At 39.6% G+C, this 24,283-nt stretch carries 23 protein-coding genes and 1 pseudogene; 14 read left to right on the top strand and 10 right to left on the bottom strand.

Going from position 1 to position 24,283, the window contains the following annotated elements; translation table 11 throughout:
* Window positions 1-35: 35 nt before the first annotated feature.
* Window positions 36-2,774: an aconitate hydratase AcnA gene (gene acnA / locus H4J46_RS06885; RefSeq protein WP_182232793.1), complete on the bottom strand. Its 2,739-nt coding sequence runs from the start codon at window positions 2,772-2,774 to the stop codon at window positions 36-38.
* Window positions 2,775-2,877: 103 nt separating this feature from the next.
* Between acnA and dapD the strand changes: the two are divergent.
* Window positions 2,878-3,090 (top strand): annotated as a pseudogene (gene dapD / locus H4J46_RS06890) (2,3,4,5-tetrahydropyridine-2,6-dicarboxylate N-succinyltransferase); the annotation flags it as partial.
* 373 nt (window positions 3,091-3,463) lie between these two features.
* Window positions 3,464-3,700 (top strand): hypothetical protein, encoded by a 237-nt coding sequence (locus tag H4J46_RS06895; RefSeq protein WP_182232794.1) that lies wholly within the window; start codon window positions 3,464-3,466, stop codon window positions 3,698-3,700.
* A 7-nt stretch (window positions 3,701-3,707) separates the two neighbouring features.
* On the opposite strand, the gene H4J46_RS06900 is transcribed toward H4J46_RS06895, so the two are convergent.
* The 3 genes from H4J46_RS06900 to cls form a co-directional block, all read right to left on the bottom strand.
* A complete protein-coding gene (locus H4J46_RS06900; RefSeq protein WP_182232795.1) occupies window positions 3,708-3,893 on the bottom strand; it encodes a hypothetical protein in 186 nt (61 codons plus the stop codon).
* A gap of 254 nt (window positions 3,894-4,147) precedes the next feature.
* Complete coding sequence (locus H4J46_RS06905) at window positions 4,148-4,900, bottom strand: endonuclease/exonuclease/phosphatase family protein (RefSeq protein ID WP_182232796.1); 753 nt, start codon at window positions 4,898-4,900, stop codon at window positions 4,148-4,150.
* Window positions 4,901-4,954: 54 nt separating this feature from the next.
* Window positions 4,955-6,409: a cardiolipin synthase gene (gene cls, locus H4J46_RS06910; protein WP_182232797.1), complete on the bottom strand. Its 1,455-nt coding sequence runs from the start codon at window positions 6,407-6,409 to the stop codon at window positions 4,955-4,957.
* A 61-nt stretch (window positions 6,410-6,470) separates the two neighbouring features.
* Between cls and H4J46_RS06915 the strand changes: the two genes are divergently transcribed.
* The 11 genes from H4J46_RS06915 to H4J46_RS06965 all read left to right on the top strand — a co-directional run bounded on the left by H4J46_RS06915 (window position 6,471) and on the right by H4J46_RS06965 (window position 17,706).
* On the top strand, window positions 6,471-6,971 hold the full coding sequence (locus H4J46_RS06915) for a hypothetical protein (protein WP_182232798.1): 501 nt from the start codon (window positions 6,471-6,473) through the stop codon (window positions 6,969-6,971).
* Between the two features lie 687 nt (window positions 6,972-7,658).
* A complete protein-coding gene (gene atpD / locus H4J46_RS06920) occupies window positions 7,659-9,110 on the top strand; it encodes a F0F1 ATP synthase subunit beta (RefSeq protein WP_182232861.1) in 1,452 nt (483 codons plus the stop codon).
* Entirely contained in the window at window positions 9,085-9,492 is a 408-nt protein-coding gene (locus H4J46_RS06925) for a F0F1 ATP synthase subunit epsilon (RefSeq protein WP_182232799.1), read from the top strand. The genes atpD and H4J46_RS06925 overlap by 26 nt, the downstream gene beginning before the upstream one ends.
* A gap of 5 nt (window positions 9,493-9,497) precedes the next feature.
* The gene (locus H4J46_RS06930) at window positions 9,498-9,911 is read left to right on the top strand and encodes an AtpZ/AtpI family protein (RefSeq protein ID WP_182232800.1); all 414 of its coding nucleotides are present in this window, start codon (window positions 9,498-9,500) and stop codon (window positions 9,909-9,911) included.
* Window positions 9,901-10,269, top strand: a complete 369-nt coding sequence (locus tag H4J46_RS06935) for an ATP synthase subunit I (RefSeq protein ID WP_182232801.1) — start codon at window positions 9,901-9,903, stop codon at window positions 10,267-10,269. The genes H4J46_RS06930 and H4J46_RS06935 overlap by 11 nt, the downstream gene beginning before the upstream one ends.
* On the top strand, window positions 10,266-10,952 hold the full coding sequence (locus H4J46_RS06940) for a F0F1 ATP synthase subunit A (RefSeq protein WP_182232802.1): 687 nt from the start codon (window positions 10,266-10,268) through the stop codon (window positions 10,950-10,952). Before H4J46_RS06935 ends, H4J46_RS06940 begins: the two co-directional genes overlap by 4 nt.
* 38 nt (window positions 10,953-10,990) lie before the next feature.
* The gene (locus tag H4J46_RS06945; RefSeq protein ID WP_182137951.1) at window positions 10,991-11,275 is read left to right on the top strand and encodes a F0F1 ATP synthase subunit C; all 285 of its coding nucleotides are present in this window, start codon (window positions 10,991-10,993) and stop codon (window positions 11,273-11,275) included.
* A 3-nt stretch (window positions 11,276-11,278) separates the two neighbouring features.
* The gene (locus H4J46_RS06950; RefSeq protein WP_182232803.1) at window positions 11,279-12,229 is read left to right on the top strand and encodes a F0F1 ATP synthase subunit B; all 951 of its coding nucleotides are present in this window, start codon (window positions 11,279-11,281) and stop codon (window positions 12,227-12,229) included.
* On the top strand, window positions 12,213-13,862 hold the full coding sequence (locus H4J46_RS06955) for an alternate F1F0 ATPase, F1 subunit alpha (RefSeq protein WP_182232804.1): 1,650 nt from the start codon (window positions 12,213-12,215) through the stop codon (window positions 13,860-13,862). Before H4J46_RS06950 ends, H4J46_RS06955 begins: the two co-directional genes overlap by 17 nt.
* A gap of 127 nt (window positions 13,863-13,989) precedes the next feature.
* On the top strand, window positions 13,990-14,904 hold the full coding sequence (locus tag H4J46_RS06960) for a F0F1 ATP synthase subunit gamma (RefSeq protein ID WP_182232805.1): 915 nt from the start codon (window positions 13,990-13,992) through the stop codon (window positions 14,902-14,904).
* Window positions 14,905-15,264: 360 nt separating this feature from the next.
* Window positions 15,265-17,706, top strand: coding sequence for a PAS domain S-box protein (locus tag H4J46_RS06965; protein WP_182232806.1), 2,442 nt, complete (start codon window positions 15,265-15,267; stop codon window positions 17,704-17,706).
* Here the strand turns inward: H4J46_RS06965 and H4J46_RS06970 are convergent.
* The 6 genes from H4J46_RS06970 to H4J46_RS06995 all read right to left on the bottom strand — a co-directional run bounded on the left by H4J46_RS06970 (window position 17,697) and on the right by H4J46_RS06995 (window position 22,620).
* Window positions 17,697-18,560 (bottom strand): cation diffusion facilitator family transporter, encoded by an 864-nt coding sequence (locus H4J46_RS06970; protein ID WP_259365714.1) that lies wholly within the window; start codon window positions 18,558-18,560, stop codon window positions 17,697-17,699. The two genes, H4J46_RS06965 and H4J46_RS06970, sit on opposite strands and share 10 nt — an antisense overlap.
* A 512-nt stretch (window positions 18,561-19,072) precedes the next feature.
* Window positions 19,073-19,852 (bottom strand): zinc ribbon-containing protein, encoded by a 780-nt coding sequence (locus tag H4J46_RS06975; protein WP_182232807.1) that lies wholly within the window; start codon window positions 19,850-19,852, stop codon window positions 19,073-19,075.
* A gap of 347 nt (window positions 19,853-20,199) precedes the next feature.
* Window positions 20,200-20,661, bottom strand: coding sequence for a hypothetical protein (locus H4J46_RS06980; protein ID WP_182232808.1), 462 nt, complete (start codon window positions 20,659-20,661; stop codon window positions 20,200-20,202).
* Window positions 20,662-20,767: 106 nt separating this feature from the next.
* Window positions 20,768-21,019 (bottom strand): chaperone modulator CbpM, encoded by a 252-nt coding sequence (locus H4J46_RS06985; protein WP_259365715.1) that lies wholly within the window; start codon window positions 21,017-21,019, stop codon window positions 20,768-20,770.
* Window positions 21,020-21,024: 5 nt separating this feature from the next.
* Window positions 21,025-21,969 carry a DnaJ C-terminal domain-containing protein gene (locus tag H4J46_RS06990; RefSeq protein ID WP_182232809.1) on the bottom strand — a complete coding sequence of 315 codons (945 nt, stop codon included), beginning with the start codon at window positions 21,967-21,969 and terminating at the stop codon, window positions 21,025-21,027.
* 195 nt (window positions 21,970-22,164) lie between these two features.
* Window positions 22,165-22,620, bottom strand: a complete 456-nt coding sequence (locus H4J46_RS06995; protein ID WP_182232810.1) for a hypothetical protein — start codon at window positions 22,618-22,620, stop codon at window positions 22,165-22,167.
* A gap of 1,131 nt (window positions 22,621-23,751) precedes the next feature.
* Here H4J46_RS06995 and H4J46_RS07000 point away from each other — a divergent pair.
* Entirely contained in the window at window positions 23,752-24,279 is a 528-nt protein-coding gene (locus H4J46_RS07000) for a GNAT family N-acetyltransferase (protein WP_182232811.1), read from the top strand.
* Window positions 24,280-24,283: the final 4 nt, after the last annotated feature.

Raw genomic sequence — 24,283 nt, forward strand, 5'->3', positions numbered from 1 at the left:
GCCTATCTTTTATCTATCGCGAAACAGTCATGAGGCTAGTCTGAGGCGGCTAAATTACGTAGCACAAAATGTAATATGCCCCCATGTTGGTAATAATTAAACTCGTTTGGTGTATCAATGCGAATATTCACATCAAAAGAGCGGTTACTGCCATCTTGAGTTGTGAGCGACACTTTCACTGTTTTTTGTCCTGCACTCACGGCTGGAATATTGAATTGCTCTTCCCCTGTGAGCTTTAATGACTCGGCACTATCACCAGGCATAAACTGTAATGGTAAAATCCCCATGCCGACTAAGTTAGAGCGATGAATACGTTCATAACTTTGTGCGATAACCGCTTTGACGCCCAATAAGGCTGGCCCTTTAGCGGCCCAGTCACGAGAGCTGCCCGTACCATATTCTTTTCCAGCGAGTACAATCGAAGCAACTTTTTGTTGTTGGTATTGCATGGCAGCATCAAAAACACTCATTTTTTCACCCGATGGCATTAGTCGAGTCCAACAGCCTTCGGTGCCTGGCGCTAATAAATTACGTAAACGCACATTAGCAAAAGTACCGCGCATCATCACTTCATGATTTCCGCGTCTAGAACCATAGGAATTAAAATCTTTAGGCGATACTCCAGCACTTTGTAAATATGCAGCTGCTGGGCTATCTAACGCAATTGAACCGGCAGGTGATATATGATCTGTGGTGACACTATCGCCCAATTTTAACAAGCATCGGGCATTTTTAATCGGGTTAATATCGGGTATTTTAGCGGTAATATTGTCAAAAAATGGGGGTAGTTTGACGTAAGTAGAATCTGGCCAATCATACTTTTGGCTTTCTACTATATCCAGTGCTTGCCAGTCTTTATTACCGCTATAAACATCGGCATAGCGAGAGATAAACATTGAACTGTCAATAACCTTTTCTATAACTTGCTTAATTTCCTTACTATCTGGCCAGATGTCATGCAAGTAAACTGGCTTACCTGAAGTATCATTACCCAAAGACTCAGTCGTAATGTCTATCTTCATATTACCGGCCAGTGCGTAGGCCACCACTAGCGGTGGCGAGGCTAAATAATTGGCCTGTACTTCGGGGTGAATACGTCCTTCAAAGTTGCGATTGCCCGATAAAGCCGAGGTAACAGACAAGTCACCTTGATGAATGGCTTCACTAATTTCTCTGGGTAGGGGACCTGAATTACCAATACAAGTAGTACAGCCATATCCCACTAGCTGAAAGCCAAGGGCATCTAGGTCTTTATTTAAGCCTGATTTTAACAAATAGTCGGTGACCACTTGTGAACCGGGTGCAAAACTGGTTTTCACCCAAGGTTTAACATCTAATCCCCTTTGTCTGGCATTTCTAGCTAACAAACCTGCGGCAATTAATACCGATGGATTCGAGGTGTTAGTACAGCTAGTAATTGCCGCAATTACCACTGCTCCATGTTTTAATGTAAAATTTTCACCCGCATACTGACAAGGTACGCCTGAAGTTTCATCACTTGCAGGTAGCATTACCGAGGGTTGTCCGCCTTCGTTTTCAAAACCACTTTCACTTTGGTTGGAATCAACTTGTTTGATGCCATTTTGTAAAGCCAACCAGTCACGATAAGCAAGGCCTGCTTGGTCTAATGAAATTCTGTCCTGTGGACGTTTGGGACCCGCAATAGAAGGCACCACTTCATCTAGTTTTAACGATAGCCGGCTGTGATAAACCGCATGTTGTTGAGACTCGGTGCCCCACATATCCATTACTTTTAAATAAGTTTTAATGCGGTCAATATGCTCGCTGTTACGCCCGGTTAATTGCAAATAGTCTGTTGTTTGGTGATCAATAGGAAAAATACCACAAGTCGCCCCATACTCGGGCGCCATATTGGCAATAGTGGCTCTGTCGGCCAAGGTTAGTTCGTTCACGCCTGCACCAAAAAACTCAACAAACTTACCTACTACGCCGGCAGCACGTAACTGTTCGGTCACGGTCAAGACTAAATCAGTGGCTGTAGTACCTGCAGGTAACTTACCGGTTAATTCAAAACCGACTATTTTTGGTAATAACATGGTGACGGGTTGCCCTAACATGGCTGCTTCAGCTTCTATGCCGCCAACTCCCCAACCCAAAACACCTAAGCCATTAATCATGGTGGTATGTGAATCGGTACCAACCAAGGTATCTGGATAAAGTAAATTATCTTCATCCGATTTTTTGAATACCACTCTGGCTAAATATTCCAGATTAACCTGATGGACAATACCGCGCCCTGGGGGGACTACTTTAAAGTTATCAAAACTTTGTTGGCCCCAGCGCAAAAATTGATAGCGTTCACGATTACGTTGAAATTCAATGGCGGTGTTTTTTTCCATTGCATCGGCTTGACCGAATACGTCTACCATCACCGAATGGTCAATTACCAGCTCTACCGGATTTAACGGATTGATTTTTTCTGCTTTGCCACCCATTTTTACGATAGCATCACGCATCGCCGCTAAATCAACTACAGCCGGCACGCCAGTAAAGTCCTGCAAAATAACACGAGAAGGTACAAAGGCAATTTCGGTATCCTGCCAGTTGTCTACATCCCATTTGGCTAAGGTTTCAATATCCGCCTGCTGAACAAAGTCACTATCCGCATGACGCAATAAATTTTCCAAAAGAATTTTAGCGGCAAAAGGCAAACGTGAAAGATCATACTTATCTGCCAAACCATCAAAACTGTGGTAGTTGCAAACTTCACCGTTAATTTCAAGTTGCTTCAAACATTGTATCGACTTGGTCATAGTAGTTATCTCCATTTAAAAGCATTAGTTTGATTGGTATAACGCATCACATTAGTAAATCAACAGTAACAATACTAGACTAAAAATGTAATGGGTAAGTCATAATATGGGAGTTTATATTGGTCAAAGCACAGGTTTTTTTGTCAGAGAAAAAGGTGAAATACATGAGGGTCGCGCACCAGCGGACTCTGTTGTTGTTCCAGGCAACTTACCATCAAAATGTGGCACCTATAGTTTATATGCTGCCATTATTGTTAAAAAAGTTAACGCAAAGACATGTGCTAAGATAGGTATTAATACGTTACTCCGTTCTGTTTCTGAAGAAAAATCATTTGAAATAATTATAAAAATAGCAATGATTTGTTATCGCTATTTCTTTGACGCATTAAAAATAAAAACATCAACGAGCTCTTTTACCAGCACTAAAAACATAATTCATCAAGAATATAGAATAATGTCACTTTCGATTTTTCACTTTAGTAACATAAGCTTAGATGACTAATAATTGAAAAGACCACTGAGTATTAAATTTCAAAAATATACTTGGCATATCATTTGCCGTTTACATGTATCACTTGTTTTATTATTGACAGATCATGAAAAATATTTTGACCTTAATGACGATCATATTCACTTTATTACTTACTGCTTGCAGCTCAACAAATAACGTAAAAATAGAGAGAAAAATATTGACCTCTGATCATCATTTAATGATGTCATTACTCAATCGCCCCGTAACCGAGGATCAAAAAATGATGCTAGCTTTTGCTCAAGAACGCGAAAGTTACCGTAATGAAATGTTCGTGAATACGGTAAGTATAAAAGGTCCTAAATTTACAGATAATAATAACAATAAGGTGCAACATATTTATGCTGCGTTAATAGAAAGAGATATAAATTCGGTCATTATAATTGCAGCTGAATAAAGTTATTTCACTGAACAAAGCGAATAAATTTTTCTACATCCCAAGAAAGTTCAACAAAAACCTGTAATGCATCATAAATTTCATCTTTTTCCATATAACTTCGATGCACAAATAAACCAGCGGGTTTATCAACGGCAAAAATAAAATTGTCTTGATAGAGTATAGTTAAGATTAATTTTTCATCAAAAGGCAAGAGGGTGCACTTTGCTAAGATTGCCTTTGAGAAATACTTTCTTTATAAAATATGATGAACAGTAATACCTCATTACGGTTGTTTTGTGCTGTGATTTATCATCATTGATTATCTTGGACTGTGACTACTTTGATTTAGGTAATTGTGTAAGGTAATAAATAGGAGAACTATCATGCTAAATCTTGATATTTGAATAGCCAAAGGTGGTTTATAAAATGACCGCTACAAGAGCGATTATTTTATTGTTGTTGGATTTAGCACCTTAACGATAAGCTGATAGGGTAGTGATCAGAAGAGTGAATATGTGTATTTACATGTGCATCGACAACAGTTAATCCGCGACAGTAAATATGGTCAAGGTGCTGAAATAAATGCTTTAGTCTTGGCTGACGCTTCATTTTTACTTCATTTAATGAAAATAACGCAGTGAGCTGACTAAAATACTTCAATCTTTTACTATTCCAGGTATTAAAATCACCGGCCATTAATATCGGCCCGTCATGATGTTCAAGCGTATTAAATACTTGATCTAAATGTGATTTGAATTTTTCGAAAGAAACAAAGTTGATAATATGAGCATTGACCACCAGCAACGACTGCTCAAGGGCATGTAATGGATATATGCTTGCCAATAACATTTTTTTTGTTTTAGAAATGGGTTCACTGTGTTCAGACACGAAATAATAATGTCTTTTTGCCGCAACAGTCGATCCGGTTTTAACACCTGTTTCTATGTTGGTTTTTATGTTTTTAAAACTACGCGCCATAATCCACTGATGCTGCAACGATGCTTTGAAATGGCTGTCGAAGGGAGAGTTGATAATAGCTTCCTGCAAGAGGATTAAATCTTTGTCGCGCATTAGTGTTATAAAATCCTCTTGCCAGCCTTTTTTTTTGCATTTAAAAACATTCCACATCAATATCTCTATGTTTGGTCCTAATACCTGCTTCGAAGCGTGGCCCATAATTTTCAGCGATTCTACTTTGCTGTATCGACCTTTAATCATGAAAAAACCCTCTTTAATAAAACTTATGACCGTTAGGTTTTGGTTTGGTTCTACCTACAAATAAGGTGAAAACAAACGAAATAAGTTGTTGCGAATTTTTTTGTAGATTGGCAGACTATTAAATTCTCTTGCAATAACTAGTCTAGCATTCTGCTTTTTTAAGGCAAAAAAGGTGGTCAGTTTTGCATTGAGATTCGTATCATAGCATTCTAGGTTTATTTCAAAGTTCAGCTCCAGACTTCTGGCGTCCCAGTTGCTGGAGCCTATAAACGACCAAATGTTATCGATAATCACAATTTTACTGTGGTCAAAAGGTCTTTGGTTTTGGTATATCTTTATACCGTGTTTTATTATTCGTGAAAAATTTGCTGCCATTACCCAGTCTATAAAAGTAATGTCGCTGTGCTCAGGCACAATAATTTCGATTGACACGCCACGCAATGCCGCAGCGTGAAGTGATGTCATTAATGTTTGGTCCGGGATAAAATAAGGTGTCATTATTTTTACACTCTTATTGGCGCAAACTAAGGCATTAATTAATGTCCACCTGACTCTGTTATGGTGTTCATCGGGCCCATCTTGTATGACTCGAGCAACAACAGAATGACTGTTTTTTTGCTCAGCAGTGTTTGGCCGACCGTATGGAAAATTAATAAGCTCGCCGGTGGCAAAAAACCAATCTTCGATGAATACCTGACTAATCTGGTCAATCACTGGACCGGTAACTTTAAAGTGAATATCATCAATGGGGTGTGTTGCTGCTTTAATGATATTACTTTTACTGATATTTATGCCCCCCATGTAGGCTACTTCACCATCTATACACAGTGTTTTTCGGTGGTTTCGTAAGTTAATAAAGCGAAAGCTGGTAAGGGAGATAGCGGGTAAAAAACGAGTCGTTTTTACCCCCATTTTTTTTAAGGCACGGTCTACTTTTTGCCAGCTATAGCCAATACCAATTCCGTCCAGTAAAACCTTTACCGTTACACCTCGTTGATGCGCTCGAGCTAAAGCATTAACAAATTGCCGACCCAGTGAATCGTAAGCAAATATATAACTGGATAAAACAATATAATACTTAGCGTCATCAATAGATTGGATCATGGTTGGGTAAGCGGTATCACCATTAATCAGTGGCTCAACGCTGTTACTAGCAAGGTAATTAACTGGGTGAATAGTATGAGCCGCGATAATGGCTGAATGCCAACTTTTAGGTAACTGGTGAAATTTAATGTTTTTTTCTGTTGAGCAGAAGTCTCGCTTAAGTGTTGGGGGGTGTTTTTTTTGTGCTAAACGCTGGATACGATTTATGCCAAATAACCAATAAAATAGGCTGCCGATAACAGGCGAAAGTATGACAAGACCAATCCATGCCAGTGATGTGCGTTCGTTTTCTTTGAACAGAAGTACATGTATCGATGTTATAAAAGATAAGCTAATATGGAAAATAACTATGATGGTTACCCAATAGGTGCTGAGCCATTGAACCACTTCTTCAAATATTTGCATAAAGATCAACTCAAATAATACGTTGCTAAATCAGCTAGTTAATTAATGATGGAAAACCAAGGTGCTTAAAGAATATTATAATCAAGTGGTAAGCTATTTAATGGCAACTTTTGATGCTAATTTTATACTATTAACCCTGTTTTTAACGACAGCCGCTGCAATTGTTTATTTCATCCTAATAAGTTATGTCATTACACAAATGGATTCACGATACTTTGTCCGAAACAACTTAAGCCTTAAAAATATAGCTCATAAAAATAAACTTGGAAAAAATAGCTCTGCCGATGATAGGAGTGAAACTTTGCGCTTAACTCCCATAAATCGGAGCGTAAGCTTGATGATCAACATAGTGAAGATTATGGTTGGGCTATTCTTGTTAATCTGTGGGCTGGTGATGTTAATTTTACCGGGGCAAGGTCTACTCACCATGTTAATGGGGCTGAGCTTGATGCCGTTTCCAGGTAAAAAAAAGCTTGAACAGACCATTGTTGCACATAAGTCGGTTAGGTATTCCTTAAATTGGATTAGAATGAAAGCGAAGAAAAAGCCTTTTATTTTTTAGTAAACGCCAATAAATTCCTTAATGGTTCAACTGCATTTCAATATAAGCAAGCAGGATAAATGTTTAATAATGGCGAACTTGCTTGCGCGATAGTGGCTTAACGGTAATTTAAATGATGTTGTTATTGGCAAAGTATTGCCAAGGTTATTAGCCATTTTATGTTGTATGCAGAACATTTCAATTACTTACTTAATTAGACGAGTATAAAAATATAAACTGGTAAAACAGTTAGCTAACCTACCCAATTAATTTAGTGCAGCTTTTATTGAGCTAACGCAAAGAACTATTAAAAATACTACCCTATAATAATTTTACTTAGTACTAAGGATCAACAGACAGCTGTTAGGTAAGCCGTTATCTGTATGGAAATTTGTTATCAGGAGATCAACATGATTCAACCATATTACAAGCGCAGGTATTTCGGTTGGGGTTTGCCTTATCAGCGGCTCTATGGTTGTTTTAATCGAAAGTTTGGCTCACTTGAGCATAGCGATAACATACCCCCTTTGGATGTTAACCAGCCTAATGAAAATGCTGTAGCATTTTATGGACAGTAAAAGTAAAACCTCACAGAGTGCTGATATAGGCGTATCTGAGCAAAAGTCAGAGAAAAAAAATGACCAAAACGCTGACCAGAGCCATGCTCAAAACTATGGCCCAAAAAAGCCAGCCACAGCGACTAAAAATATGGGTCGTGTGATAGCTGTGCGCGGCAGTGTGGTAGATATAGCATTTTCGGATAAACTTCCCCCCATACGTTCCTTGTTGCATGCGGGCGAGAGTAATCAAATTTCAATCGAAGTTTTTTCACAACTCGATATCCGTCGTGTGCGGGGTATTGCCTTGACACCTACCCAAGGTTTAGCTCGTGGTATGTTAGTACAAGACACGGGGGCGCCGTTACAGGCCTTAGTAGGTAAAGGTATTTTGTCTCGTATGTTTGATGTTTTTGGTAACGTGATTGATCGCGAAGCCCCACCGAACGACGTGCAGTGGCGTTCAGTTCACAATGTGCCTCCAAGCTTAGACAAACGCGCGACTAAAAGCGAAGTGTTTGAGACCGGTATTAAGGTAATTGATGTCTTAATGCCCCTTGAGCGCGGTGGTAAAGCTGGCTTGTTTGGTGGTGCGGGTGTTGGCAAAACGGTATTGCTGACAGAAATGATTCACAACATGGTTGGACAACATGCGGGGGTCAGTATTTTTTGTGGTATTGGTGAGCGCTGTAGAGAAGGTGAAGAACTCTACCGAGAGATGAAAGCGGCCGGCGTTTTAGACAACATGGTGATGGTGTTTGGCCAGATGAATGAGCCACCAGGAGCGCGTTTTCGGGTGGGTCATGCGGCGTTAACCATGGCGGAATACTTTCGTGATGATGAACACCGTGATGTTCTGTTACTAATTGATAATATATTTCGCTTTATTCAGGCGGGTATGGAAGTGTCTGGTTTGATGGGGCATATGCCAGCTCGGCTTGGTTATCAGCCGACCATGGGTACCGAGTTGTCACAACTAGAAGAGCGTATTGCCAATACTGGTAGTGGAGCGATTACCTCAATTCAAGCGGTATACGTCCCCGCAGATGACTTTACTGATCCTGCTGCAGTACACACATTTTCGCATTTATCTGCCTCAATTGTGTTATCGCGTAAACGTGCTAGTGAAGGGCTATATCCGGCAATCGATCCGTTACAATCCAATTCAAAAATGGCTACCCCTGGCATTATTGGTCAGCGACACTATGATTTAGCACAAAAAATACGTAGTACTTTAGCACAATACGCTGATCTTAAAGATATTATTGCCATGCTTGGCATGGAACAGCTGTCACCCGAGGATCATAACGTGGTGGGGCGTGCTCGTCGTCTGGAACGTTTTCTTACTCAGCCTTTTTTTACTACAGAGCAGTTCACTAGTATGTCGGGTAAGTTAGTGAGTTTGAGTGATGCTTTAGATGGTTGCGAACGCATACTCCAAGACGAGTTTAAAGATACACCAGAAAATGCGCTGTATATGATTGGTGCTATTAGGGAGGCTAGTGAAAAAGTTAAACCACTAGCACCCGATGATCAAACTGCAGAGAATAATGAAAATATGGCCAAGGAGGGGGTGGATGCAAGCAGCACAGATGAAGCTTAAGGTTTTATTACCCTATAAGGTGTTTATTGAGCAAGCCCAAGTCATGCGTATTATTGCGGTGACAAACGATGGTGCATTTGGCATTTTACCGCACCGACTTGACTGTGTTATCGCACTATCTGCAGGAATATTAGTCTTTGAAACCCAAGGCGCTGATGAAGTCTATATTGCCGTTGACGAAGGTATATTGGTTAAAACAGGTTTTGATGTGCTGATTTCAGTGCGTAATGCTATTTCTGGCATAGCACTGACTAAGTTACGTGAGGCCATAGAGCAAGAATTTATAAAGCTTGACGAACAAGAGCAAAAGTTGCGCTCGGTACTGGTAAAAATTGAAAGTGGTTTTATACGTCGCCTAGTGACCTTTAAGCAAGAGCGGTAATTGTGATGCCTGATAAACCCAAATCCATACCCAAACCTGGGGCTAGGTTAAATGCAGCGCAATTGGCTGAGGTTAAGTTAGCCAATACTAAATTAACCCAAGCTAAGCAGCGTGACACTAAGTTTAGTCAACAGGTTGGGGATATGGCCGCGCGAAAACTTAAAGCGCAGCGACATGTTAATCAAACCGTATGGTCTGGCCTAGGTATGATGGGGCTAGTGGGCTGGTCGGTGGCGATACCAACAGTACTTAGCGCTGCATTAGGCATTTGGCTAGATGAGCATTATCCAAGCGAAAACTCTTGGACATTAACCTTACTCATTATCGGTTTATGCCTTGGCTGTTTTACTGCTTGGCGCTGGGTCGATAAGGAATATAAAGAAATTCACCGAGACGAGGACGAAAATAATGATGATTGATAATTTAGAGGGATTACTTGCCTTGCTAGTTGGGGTAATGCTTGGTGTATTTTATTTTGCAGGCCTTTGGTGGACTGTGCGTAAGCTTGGATCAAGTCAATATGTTGTGCTGTTATTTGTCTTTAGCCTGTTGTTTCGAACCAGTGCGGTCATTGCTGGTTTTTATTTAATCCTTGGTGACAACTGGCTCCACTTGGTTGCTGGCTTAGTCGGTTTTATGGTGGTGCGCTTTTTGGCAACACGATATTCTGAAAAAAGTACTGAAAAAAGTGTTGATAAAAATCCTCAAAAAGAATCGAGAAAAAATAAACTGTTAGAACCAGTTCAAAAACAAACAGCCTATGGCCGTCATTTATGAATCTTAGCCCAGATCAAATCATTTTCTGGCAACTGGGGTTTATAAAACTCAACGCTACTATAGTTTCCACTTGGGCGGTGATCTTGGTGTTGGTACTGAGCTCGATGCTGATTACCCGTAAGTTAAGCACTAATTTACATCGCTCACGCTGGCAAAATATACTTGAAGTCGTGGTGATTAATATCAGTAAACAAATCGAAGACGTTGGCTTAAAGCACCCTCACCATTACTTAGCTTTTCTCGGTTCACTGTTTTTATTTATTGCCATTTCTGCCTTGGGTACTGTGTTTCCAGGTTTTGAACCCGCGACAGGTTCACTGTCTACTACAGCGGCGCTAGCGCTATGTGTGTTTATCGCGGTGCCACTATACGGTATTCGAGAACAAGGCCTAGCTAGCTACCTTGCTTCTTATACTAAACCAACTTTTATCATGCTACCTTTTAACATTATCAGTGAAATCTCTCGTACGCTGGCTCTGGCCGTACGTCTTTTTGGCAACATGATGAGCGGTGCCATGATCATCGCTATTCTTGTCAGTATTACACCTTTTTTGTTTCCAATCGTGATGACCTTACTTGGCTTGCTGACGGGTATTGTGCAAGCTTATATATTTTTTATTTTAGCCACTGTCTATATCGCTGCGGCTACGAGCACAATAAAACCTACCGCCAAGGGCAGTTAGACAATGCATAAACAACTAGGCTTAACTTTGGAGAACTTATGGACAGCATGACTATAATTGCAGTGGTATCTATTATCACTGCTGGGATTACTATTGCTATTGGTGTTGTTGGCCCGTCGCTCGCTGAAGGTAAGGCAGTGGCGGTTGCGTTGTCTTCTTTGGCTCAGCAGCCCGATGCATCGGCAACCATCACCCGTACATTATTTGTTGGTTTGGCAATGATCGAATCTACTGCCATCTATTGTTTTGTGGTTTCGATGATTTTGTTGTTCGCCAATCCATTTTGGAATTATGTGCTTGCTGCTCAGGTGGTAGGGCCATAAATTATGCTTATTGATTGGTTTACCGTGCTTGCGCAAGTCATCAACTTTCTGATACTCGCGTGGTTATTAAAGCGTTTTTTATATCGACCTATTCTCAATGCGATTGACGCTCGTGAAAAGCGCATTGCTAGCGCGCTTGCTAATGCGGATAAAAAAAGCGTTGAAGCCGAGCAGCAGCGTAATGAGTTTGTGCATAAAAATGCTGTGTTTGATGCCCAACAGACAACGCGCACCAATCAGCTTAGCGCTGAGGTTAAAACTGAGCGCGCGCGTTTGCTCGACGAGGTTAGACAACAATCAGATGACTTACGTGTAAAACTTCAGCTTGCACTTAAAAATGAGCAACTAAGTTTGCAAGATGCTCTTAGCCAACGTGCAAGTGAAGAGGTGTTTAACATTGTTCGCAAGGTACTTAATGATTTAGCAGAAGCAAGCTTAGAAGAACAAATAGTTTTAGTGTTTCTTCAACGTTTTCAAACAATCAGCGCTGAAGAAAAGGCAGCCTTTAAGTTGGCATTTCAACAATTGATGCCAACCAATAAAACCCCGTTGGTCGTGCGTACAGGCTTTACTTTAACAGAGGAACAGCGTGCGCTGATTGAAAGCATGATTAAACATACCCTTGGCTATGACGATAACGAGGCAATAGCCTTTGAATTTGTCATCGATTCAACCGTTGTTAGTGGTATTGAAATCAGTGCGAATGGCCAAAAAGTAGCCTGGAGTATCAGTGATTATCTTACCTCCTTGGCTAAGGGGGTTGATCAAATATTACAAAGCTTAGTTCATGTTGAAAGCCAAGCACAGAGTAATAGTGAAGGCAATAGCTTAGAGAGTAGCTTAGATCATAGCCAAATCAGTGAAAAAGCAATCAGCAAAAACGAAACTACTGTTATTACTGAGGCAACAGCCAGCAATATGATTGATAGGGGCGGTGATGAAACCCGAAGCTGATTTTATCAAAGCAAACGTGTTACAAACAACCTTTGATGATGTTTTTTCAAGCATGGCAAAAGCACAGGGAGCTTTTACGCCACCATTTCAGGCCAAAGAAGTCGGTAATATTATCCGCATCACAACGGGCATTGCCATAGTTTCAGGTTTGCCTAACGTAGGTTTTGAAGAGTTACTTAGCTTCCCAGGCGGTATCTCTGGTATTGCCTTTAATGTGGATGAAAATGAAATTGGTGTTGTACTGCTTGGTGATTATTGGCATTTGCAGGTGGGTGATGAAGTCGAGCGCAGCGGTAATGTGGTTGATGTACCTGTGGGCGATGCACTGATCGGTCGTATTATTAATCCGATTGGTGAACCGCTAGACTCTAAGGGGAAATTACTGACTAGCACACGCCTTCCTGTTGAACGACCATCTGCGCCTATTATGGATCGCGCACCGGTTAGCTTACCATTGCAAACGGGTATCAAAGTTATTGATGCCCTTGTGCCTGTTGGGCGTGGCCAGCGAGAATTAATTTTGGGTGACCGCCAGACGGGTAAAACAGCGATTGCTCTTGATACTATTTTAAATCAGAAAGATCAGAACGTACTCTGCGTATATTGTGCCATTGGCCAGCGTGCTTCAGGTGTGGCTAAAGTCATTGCAACGCTTCGCGAAAAAGGTGCGTTAGCCTATACTATAGTGGTGGTTACTGAAGGTAATGAACCACCGGGACTTGCCTATATTGCCCCTTATTCGGCAACAAGCATCGCCGAGTATTTTATGCAAAAGGGTCGTGATGTTTTGATTGTTTATGACGATTTGACCCATCATGCGCGTGCCTATCGCGAACTGTCTTTATTGTTGCGGCGCCCGCCTGGTCGCGAGGCATTCCCGGGTGATATTTTTTATATTCACTCTCGCTTACTGGAACGCGCGACACATTTGCGTGCAGAGCTTGGCGGTGGATCCTTGACTGCTTTGCCTATTATTGAAACCGAAGCGCAGGATATTTCTGCTTACATTCCAACCAATCTTATTTCTATTACCGATGGCCAAATTTATCTCTCACCATCGCTGTTCGAACTGGGTGTTTTGCCGGCGGTTGATGTAGGAAGATCTGTATCACGTGTTGGCGGTAAGGCACAAAACGCTGCCTACCGTGCGGTAACAGCTAACCTAAAGCTGGCTTATGCACAATTTGAAGAGCTTGAAACCTTTGCCCGTTTTGGCGCTAAACTCGATGACAGTACACTGAAAATCATTGAACATGGTCGGCGTATTCGTGCCTGCCTGAAACAGTCGGAATTCAGTCCTGTTTCTATGGTTGAACAAATTTCTGTTCTGCTCGCTTTGACCGCAAAGCTATTTGATGACATCCCACTAACAGCTATGGCTGCTGCCGAACATCTGGTCCGCGTTTCAGCGGCTGAAATTTCTATTGAGATAACAGAGCGATTACAAAGTGTTAAAACATTAAGTAAGGAAGATAGATTGAGTATTATTGAGCTTGCACGTGATGCGTTGAACACACTTTTGCCCAGTGATAGGCCCAGTAATTTAAGCAGTAATTCAAGTAGTGATTCCCCAGGATATTTGCCTAATAATTCAGCTAATGACTCACCCAAGGATGAAAAGTTAAAGCAATAAAGTAATATTGCTTAACACAGTTTTAATTAATGAGGCTTTATCAGTGAATAACTATCTATCAGTGAATAACTATAAAGGATCAACGATGCAGAGCGAAGGATAAGTGATTATTTATGAGCAATAAAACATGACTGACAGTGTTGCTAGTCTACGGCGAAAAATCACCAGTACAGAAGAACTCAAGTCCGTGGTAAGCACCATGAAGGCTATGGCATCTTCAAGTATTAGCCAATATGAGCATGCTGTGTACTCACTTGATGATTATTATCGTACCGTTCAATTTGGGCTGATAGCTTGTTTTCAACGACACCACTCCCCTAATGTTATAAAAATCAGCAATCAGCAAGATAGACTTGGTGTGGGCGTGATCGTGTTTGGTTCAGATCAGGGGCTAGTGGGTCAATTTAATGAAGTGATGGCAGAATTTGTTACTCGCACTTTGGCAACAATATCAGCGCATAAAACAGGGCATAAAATTGTTTGGGCAGTAGGCGAGCGTATAAAGTCGCGTTTAGCTGATACGCATTGGGCTGAAAAAAAAGTCACCCTTAAAGACGACTTTATACTACCCAATTCAATTAATGCTATAACGGCACTGGTAGGTGACATATTGACTGACATTGAAGCGCAGCGTGAATTAGGCACAATAGATCAAGTTTATCTCTTTCATCATCGTCCTCAAGTCGACTCTATTTATACGCCAGTCAGTCAACAGTTATTACCCTTGAGTGAAAGCTTACAAAAAAATTTCACTGATCTTAAGTGGCCGACGAATAATCTACCTGAAGTGCTACCTGAACGAGATAAAACCCTAAGAGCATTGGTACGTGAATACCTTTTTGTTAGCTTGTTCAGAGCGTGCGCAGAGTCATTGGCAAGCGAAAATGCTAGTCGTCTTGCGGCGATGCAACGAGCAGAAAAAAATATTGAGGAACAACAGAATGATTTGAACCTAAGCTTTCATCGCCTACGCCAAAGCGATATAGATGAAGAGTTATTTGATGTGATCTCTGGCTTTGAAGCCTTGAGTGATAGTGATTAAAATAATGCATTAAGCCAGTAAAAACCCATACCAAAATCACCAGTGCTAACAAAGTGTGATATCGACTATTATTAACACAGTTAAAGAACAAACTAAATATAGATCAATAAATATAGATCAATAAATATAGAAGACTAAAAGTCTGTTGTGACGCTATCTTCTGTTGTGAGCATTAAAACTGTTATTTTAAATACTGAATTAGCGTGCTGAATTATTAATTTCAATAGCTATAAAGCAAGCTATTATTGATTAAATGCTTATATGGCAAAGTGAATGTTTAGGGTTATTATTCTCTGGGTAGTGAGGGTAACAAGGGCATCATGGCAATGCGTCGTCAAAATTAAGGAAGATTGAGTTTATATGGATTATGAACAAAATGATAAGACTGGGAGAGTATCCTTGTCACCACAACAACGCCTTCTTTTTTATTCAATTATTACTGGGGTTTTGGCGGCTTGTTTAATTGCCTTTATGGTTTTTTCTATAGAATCGCAAGGCCGTGCACACATTAATCGTTTGTCGCAGAGTACAGCTAATGGCATAGCTTCGTTACTTAAAGACGACTTAAAAAACCGTATAATAACCCTAACAGAATTTGCCAAGTCATCTCGACTTACTTCAATTATAACAGATGACGACTGGCACATCATTAGCAAAAATTTCTATGATACGCGCGGAGGTTATCAAGTCATTGCTTGGCTTGGTAACGACTACCATATTGCCAGAGTCAAGTCATTTGAGGGTAACAAAATCAACCAAAACCTCAACTTGGCGCTTAACCCTGAGACTTTATCTGCCGCATTTAAAGCAAAAGCAAAAGGTGAGTTCGTTATCACTATGCCACTGAGTTCAATTCGTGGCGGGGCAATCGGAATATACACGCCAATATTTGATGATAAGTCACTAAATGAACCATTAGCAGGCTTTATTAGTAGCTTACTTTTTCTCGAGGATTATATAGCTGAAATCTTACCTTCGTATTTGCTGATGGAACATGATTTTTCACTCTACATTGACGGTCAAAAAATATATTCAGACCAAACAACCCCCACAATAAATACTCGCGATTGGCGCAGCCAAGCAAATTTTAAATTACAGCAGCAGATTTGGGGAATTGATATAGTACCCACAGCCGAATTTTTAAGTCGCTCACATTATTGGATGATAGGGACTTTATTTTTGCTGGGTGTTTTGCTGAGTGTATTTGTTACCTTGGCGACATACACAGCGTTAACGGCAAGAAATAAAACTAAAATCATCATAGATGAGCGCAACAAAGTAGGGCATTTATTGAAAAACCTACCTGGCATGGCATACCAAGCTTATGACAAACCTAACGGACCCATGATGCTCGTCAGTGAAGGTTGTGAGGTGTTAACGGGTTATGCTAAGCACGACTTTGAGTCTCATCGCGTTTTATGGCGCAGTGTTGTACACCCCGACGATTACCAGCGGGTATATGAAATTATTAGGCAAGCGGTCAGTGAGAAAAAATCTTACGAATTTGAATATCGCATAATATGCAAAAATAAGTCGGTGCGTATCGTATGGGAAAAAGGCGAAGCGGTTACCTCACTGTTAAACAATAAAACTGTCCTCGAGGGCTATATCACAGATATTACCGATATTAAAAACACGGATAAAGCCCTTATTCGCAGTCATAAATTTTCTGATGCTATTGTCAATTCAGTGGTTGAAGCTGTGATTACCATAGATCATAACGGCGCTATAAAAAGCTTTAATAACGCGGCGCAACGCATGTTTGGTTATACCTTTGACGAAGTGAAAAACATCAATGTAAAACTTTTGATGCCGAGCGCTTATGCAAATCACCATGATCAATATTTAACTGACTATATACGTACCAACCAAAGCAATATTATTGGTTTTGGACGAGAGTTAGACGCCAAGCGCAAGGATGGCAGTGTATTTCCCATTCACCTTTCAATAAATGATATTCAATGCCATGAAGACAGAATGTTTGTTGGTTTAATCAGAGATATTACTCAGCAACGGGTCATTGAAGATCAAAGACGAATGCACATTGAACAAATGGCTCATGCCGATAGATTAAATTCATTAGGGGAAATAGCGGCTGGTATTGCGCACGAGGTCAATCAGCCGTTAACCGCTATTTCATTATTTTCTCAATCGGGTAAAAGTCTGTGTAATAGCGGTAAGTTCGAAAGATTGCCAGAGATATTCGAAAAGCTGAATCAACATTCACACCGAGCCGGTGCAGTGCTTGAGCGCATGCAAATCATGACAAAACAGGGGGCAAGGCAAAAAGAATTACTTGATTGCAATAAGTTAATTGACGAAGTAGCAAGATTAGCCGAACACGATGCTCGTATGCGTGATATCAATATTAAAATAAGCCACAGTAGCGAAAAATTAACCGTATTGGTCGATCTCGTACAAATACAGCAAGTCTTGTTAAATTTATTACGCAATGGCATGGAAGCTATGCAGTCCATCGATTTTAAAAATGGCAGTGTTATTGAAGTAACGACTCAGTTAACCGCTATTGAGAGTATTAAAATATCAGTTGTTGATAGCGGATGTGGCTTGTCTAGCCATATGCTAGATAAGTTGTTTTTAGCATTTTCTTCAACAAAAAAGAATGGCATGGGTATCGGGCTTTCTATTTCAAAAAGTATTATTGAAGAGCACGGCGGCAGCATTCATTATACTAAAAATATTCCTGTCGGCTCAGTATTTTACTTTATGCTACCCCTTGTTGAGAATGACTACTTAATTGAGGATAGTTCGCTGACCAATGAAACTTATTTTCAATCTTGAGTTTGTTTATTTTCATCAAGAGCGGGTTCAATATGAACAGTGGTATCGACAATGTTAAACTGCGTTGCTAAAAGGTGTTCGATTTTATCTGCAAGCTCATGTGAGCTAGCTAAAGAAAGGTTCAAGTCAACTTTAATGGTGATATCAGCAAAATTAGCCTCGCCATCATTACGGGTACGTACCAATTTAACTGATTTTACTTCGGGGAGCTCTGTTACTGTGTGTGCAATTTTAGCTTGGTTTAATAGGCTTTTATCAACCAATATTGGAATGGATTGTAAAAATAGCTTGTAGGCCAAAAACATAATAATAACAGCAACGGCAATAGCAAAAACTGTATCAAGCCAATAGTATCCGCGTGCTGCTAATTGCCAGCCAATGATAACGGTAATAGAAGTCAGTACATCACTCAATGTGTGACTTGCATCTGCCTGTAATAAAGTCGAATTTAATTTTTTTGCCCAAAAAGATTCCCACAAAGTAAGGCCAGTGTTGAGCACTAAAACAATAAGCATTGCCCCTAAGCCAATCGAGCTATTTATCACAGGCTCACCAAAGCGTTTAGCGGCTTGAACTATAACCTCAATAGCAACAACACTGAGCAAAGTCGCTAGAAAAAATATCGCTAAAGGCACAAATTTTTTATGACCATATTGATGATCTTCATCAGGCGGTTGTTCAGATTGATTGATCGCAAACCAGGCAACAATATTGTTTGCTATATCGGTTAATGAGTGGAGTGCATCAGCTAATATGGCTGTTGAGTAGGTAGAAAAGCCAACAGCTAATTTGATCATCATCAATAAGAAGTTAATAACCCCTTCAATAATTAATACTTTTTTAATGTTCAACATTCACCAACTTTTAAGCTAGGTTAGATATCCATAAAACTGTCAAAATTTATTGATATTCGGTTAGTATACAGATTGTGATTTAAAAATTAACTTCACTTTATCATCAGCTAATCTTAAGCCCAGCGGTATGCCATGACGAATTATTTACTTTTTGTTATCGATAATCGCAAAATATCATCCATCGACTTTTCAGCTGATAAGCCTTAACTATTGGTAGATTACAAACAGCTAAAGGCTACAGAAGGTTGCAAAACAGGAAAAAAGCCAAAGGCTAGCATTTTAAAGCTAGCTGTTGAGTAAACTAATGACTAGCCTAAAAGGGTATAGCACAGATTATTATGTTGGCAAAAAAGCATATGTAGAAATGCGCCATTGATATGACTGTATCTTGAGGGTCATATCAATGGCGTATGCTGAGCTGACACGACTAAAAACAAGGTACTGCTTCAGCGCTATAATATATTTGTCTAATAGGGGTATATTTACCCAGCTAGTTCATGTTCATTTTATCTTTAACCTGCTTTATGTGTTTCTTTATAAAGCATATTGATCATCGCCATTATTTTAAAATGATGAGTTTTTAATTTATGATGTAATGCTTGTTGTTGTGTGTGTATCTTCCGCTCGTGTTGATGCATTGGGGCGGATTTTTTCTCCTTGGCTTTACTCGCGCTACTTAAGTTATGTTCAGCATTTTTCATGATTTTTTCGTGTTCATGAGCAACTTTAGTTTGAGCTTGAATTGCCTGAGTATGCTCCATCAATATTGATGCTTGTTGCTGCATGGTTTCTTCTATGGCGACTAGTTTAGTCAACGCTTTTTGCTGCTCTTTTGTCCAATACTTTATCTCATCTAGCCATAAAGCATGTTCAGAGTCCCATTGACTGTGTTCTTGGTGGGCCGCAAGATGCTGTTCTGTAATGATAGTTTGTGCTTGTTCTCTAAGGCTCTTGGTAAACGCTATTAACTCTACTGTATTTGAATTAGCGATACTTTGTAACTTGTCCCAAATTGAACTATTTACAAAAGCCAGCTCCAACTTTATTTGCTCTTTATAGGCTTCACCTGCACCTTCGAAAGCTTCACCTAACATTCGAAAGTTATCTTTTAAGTCTTTGCTAGCTTGCTCAATTTTATCTTTGCTAATTTCCTTGGCATCTTTGAGCTTTTCTTCTGCGGCATGAAAGGCCTGCTGTAAAGTTTTACCTTCTGTTATCACAAAGTCTTCGATGGCATCAACCATTGCTTTATAACTGACTTGTAATTCTGTTTTTTGCTCATTTTTTTCCATGGTGAGTTACCTTTAAAAATTTACTATAAATTAATATGATAATTACTCAAACCCGTGTTACATACTATTCGGTATTATACTTAATGAATTGTGGAAACTACTTAACGTGATTAATAGACTTAACTAAAGGGTTATCACTTGTTTAGTTACGGGCAGTCTACAAACAAAGGGGAGAGCTGATATATAAACCTTAGTGTCAAGTTTCAAGTGCAACAATTACAGCAAGACTATCGCTTTAACAGATTAATAAAGTGCAAGTAACGCTTGGTTATAATTGTTATACGATGGTCAATTGTTATTTTCTCGTTTGATTTCCTTATTGTTATTAGGCTTATATCAGCAAAAAATCATCTATTTACTTTGTGACAATTGGTACAGCCACCAGAAACTTTACCTGCAAAATAATAATTTGGCTCTTGAAGAGCGGCAGCGGCTCTTGCTTGGTCAATAGCAGCGACAAAGTCTTGCATGTGATCTTGCATAAATGGGTGATTTCCTCCTGCTTCTCCTGTAATTGATTTAGCGGCAGTCCTTCCCATGTTTTGTAATGCTTGCAGTACTTGCTGGCGCTGGTCCTTGGCACCAGCTTGAGTTGGTTCATAACCCTTAATGAGTGCTTTATCGAGTAATAGCATTTGCTGCGATAATCTAGCCATGTCAGATCTAAGCTCAGTGGGTTCAGTGTATTTAAAACCCGGGGGGTAAGTTATCTTACGCATAGACTCTGCAAATTTACTGCTGCAACTCGCTGTGGTTAAACTCACCACAACGACGATGCTCGCAGTCCAAAAAATGCTTGGTTTATTCATAGTTGTAAACTCCATTAACACTCAGTTGTTGACTAATTTTATAGAGTGATTTCAATTAAACTAATCAATTCGATTCAGTCTAGCTTTTAAAAGCTTATTTTTCTGTTCAAGCTTTTTTCTCTTTCATTAAATCTATGACTAAACTAATGGCGACCCAGTCAATTAAAAGTTGTTGGTTTAATTTAATGGCTTTTTTGATCCAATGAGCACTCTCCAAATCAAAAATCCATTCTGAATCTTGACTCTCTGTTATAGGAGCAGCAATGCCGTATTCAACTATTTCTATTATGATGTTTTTTTCAATACCGGCTATTTCACACAACTCATTAACTGATATATGTAAGCTTATGTCTGTCATGTTGGCTAACTCCACTCTGTTCTGGGGTTATACTTTTCTACTTCTGCAAGTTGTTGCCATAACTGTTTTGTTTCAAGGGTAGTTGATGGCGGAATTACAATTTTGATGACGGTAATTAGGTCACCCTGGCCGGACTTACTATTGAGTCCTTTACCTTTTACTCGCAGTTTTTGACCACTCTGGCAGTTAGCGGGAATGTTGAGCTTAACTTTGCCATCAAGTGTCGGTATTTCAATTTTAATACCCAGTGCAGCTTCCCAAGGCGTCAGCGGCACGTTTAATAATAAGTTTGAGCCTTGTACATCAAATAATGGATGTGGCACCAATCTAATAATAAGATATAAATCCCCGCTTAACTTATGGTTGCTGCCAGGTGCGCCTTGGCCTTTTAACCTTATTCGCTCATTATCTTTAACCCCTTTAGGCACTTTCACATTAAGCGATTTTTTGATTTTAGTGAGTTGACCATTGGTGGATGCCGGGACATGATATTCAATGGGTTTAGTGACACCTGAGAGACTTTCTTCTAAAAAAACTGGTAATTCCATTTCAAAATCTTGGCCTTTAAATAGATCCTCGCTATGAGCTCGTGAGTGTCTTTTAGACTTGGTTCGGTCAGCAAAAAATGAATTAAAAAAGTCAGAAAAATCATCATTTTCGTTTGACTGATATTGATTGTTACCGCTCGAAGATTGCCAGTCGGGAGGCACATCAAAACCGTCTGATGAACCTGAACCATAGCGTCTCATTTTATCGTACTCGGCTCTTCTTCCCTTATCTTTTAATACTTCGTAGGCTTCAGCTACTTCTTTAAACTTTTCTTCGGCCCCGGGCTCAGGGTTCTTATCAGGATGATATTTAACGGCTAACTTGCGATAGACTGTTTTGATTTCCTTTAGATCAGCATTTTCAGCCAAACCTAGGATTTTGTAGTAATCTTTAAATTTCATTGATTGACCGTGCCCCAAGTTTTGTTGACTTTATATGGCTAGAAGCACCAATTTACACTTTTTTGAAGGCGATATTTTGATACAAATCAAGATAACGAATAGTTGTCAGTAGCAGATATCGCTATTTTGCATGCTAAGGCAAAGTTATTGTGTATTGCATCTTTTGAGATAAAACTTGTGGCCTGCTCAGGTATGCTAGATATCCATAAACCTATCAAAATTCATTGATATTCGTTTTTGTTTTTGCCATTGCATATCAGCTAAGTTATTGAAAATGTCTTTGACTTTGTGCTCATCAACTTGCTCTGCTACGACTTGGTATACTGCTATGAGTTCATCACTCATTTTCATGGATAATTCTAAAATATCATCCATCGATTGTGTTGACGGATGATATTTTACTATTGGCAGTTTTAAAATTTCTTGATCATTGGCATATTGTAGCCAAGTATCTAAAACACCCGATGGTGTGTTTTTTTCATAATTGGCTAGTGATTCCGCTAATTTCTTTTCTTCACTGATCATGTATTCCAACAATAACTGTGTTCTTGGTATATTTTCATCTTTGGCTAATTTTTGATAAAAAACAAATAATTGCTGATGGAATTCTTTCGCATGCTTAAGTGCATCTCTGGCGCTTTCAAATCGCATAATATTCTCTTTGGTTAAGCCTAGCTGTGATCTTTTTTATCATATAAGTGCGCTAATAAACTTTGATAATGATCAAGTTTCTAACCGTTAGGCTTTATTTTGCTAAAAAAGGGCAACAATTCAAAAAAAATTTAGGATAAGTGACAATAGGTATGAGCTTGACCTTTTTATGTCATGCTTTTTAAAGAACGTTAAAATATGGCAAGGCTGGCGAGAAAATGTTGCACCTAGCGTGATAATAATAGTTAATTGCGGCGAGACTTAATTAATGCCTGTACTGTCAAGTGTTGATGTGTGATGCACAATTCCTGAAAATTGTAAGGTGGCTATCATAAGCATACATAAGATGACGCTAGCAAAAATTGAAGCCAGTTGCCTTTGGGTGATTTAAGCCACTAGCAAGCAAAAACCTATTGCGCAAATAGATAAAACAAGGCGCTGAGCATAAGACCGAAAAAGCTACCATCATTTACTGCGGTAATGTCACCACAACATTAGGATAAATTTTTAGTAATAACTTTAGGTAACGCGATACTTTTTTAAAAGGGGTGGATTATCAACTACAGCAACACGCTTGAATTCAAACACTGCCAAGGTAGATTCATCTTGCGCTATTAACACAGCCGGCGTACTTAGTCGTAATATCAATCTGGTCCGCTTCTATTCTTCCGTTACCTGTTGCAATATCAGCAGGCAAATAATGTTTGTTGATATTGCCTGCATTGCCAAGAAAAAGCTGCAATCACAATAGAACAAGGCTAAACGCCATTAACTTAATGACAGGTTTTTTCATCATTCATTTTCATAAAAGGGAGTGTCTATAATTGTTATATTGAATCAGCGGCAACTAGCATGTATTGAGGGATTTTTTGATCTGCAATATTTGGCTTGTAATGTGCGCTTTAAGTGTTGAGATCGAACAAACTCTACCTTATCCCACTAAGCACCTAAATGATCACTGTAGATGCAGCTCATTGTCTTAAATAAAAATCTTCAGAATAGGTAATCCCTATTGGTATAAGTACAAACCACAGTGTTTTAGAGGGAATCCCCAATGGCTAAGTCATAAAATTCTTCTATCATTACTTGCAATCACCATAAACAATTAAGTTTGTATCAAAAGGATTTAGCATGACTGAAAAATTGACCAGCGATCATAGAAACGTGGCTATTGGCGATCTTGAGATCACCATCCGGCCCATCACTCCTGAAGACAAACACTTAGAAGCATCTTTTGTAAAAAAGTTATCGATGCAAACAAAGTACGAACGATTCTTTGAAGGTATAAAAGAACTATCGCCTTCAATGTTGAATGTGCTGAGTAATATCGATTATGTAGATACCATGGCTTATATCGCGACTATTAACACTGCAGAAGGCGAAAAAGAAATTGGCATGTGTCGCTACTCGGCTGACAAAGTGCCGGGCGAAAGTGAAATGGCAATAACTGTTGCAGATGATTACCCCTATGAGGATGTTGCGACTGTGTTACTGCACTCGTTGTTTGAGCATGCAAAGGCGAATAATATAAAACGTCTTTTTTCAATTGAACTAAGCAGTAATAATCGCATACGCAAATTAGCTGAACGTCTGGGGATGTCTGCTAAAGTTCATCCAGAAGACGCGACTTTGATCGTGTATTCATTGCTGTTAAAGTAACTCG

Origin of the sequence: Colwellia sp. MB02u-6, from assembly GCF_014077095.1 — a bacterium.
In the GTDB taxonomy this organism is placed as follows: domain Bacteria; phylum Pseudomonadota; class Gammaproteobacteria; order Enterobacterales; family Alteromonadaceae; genus Cognaticolwellia.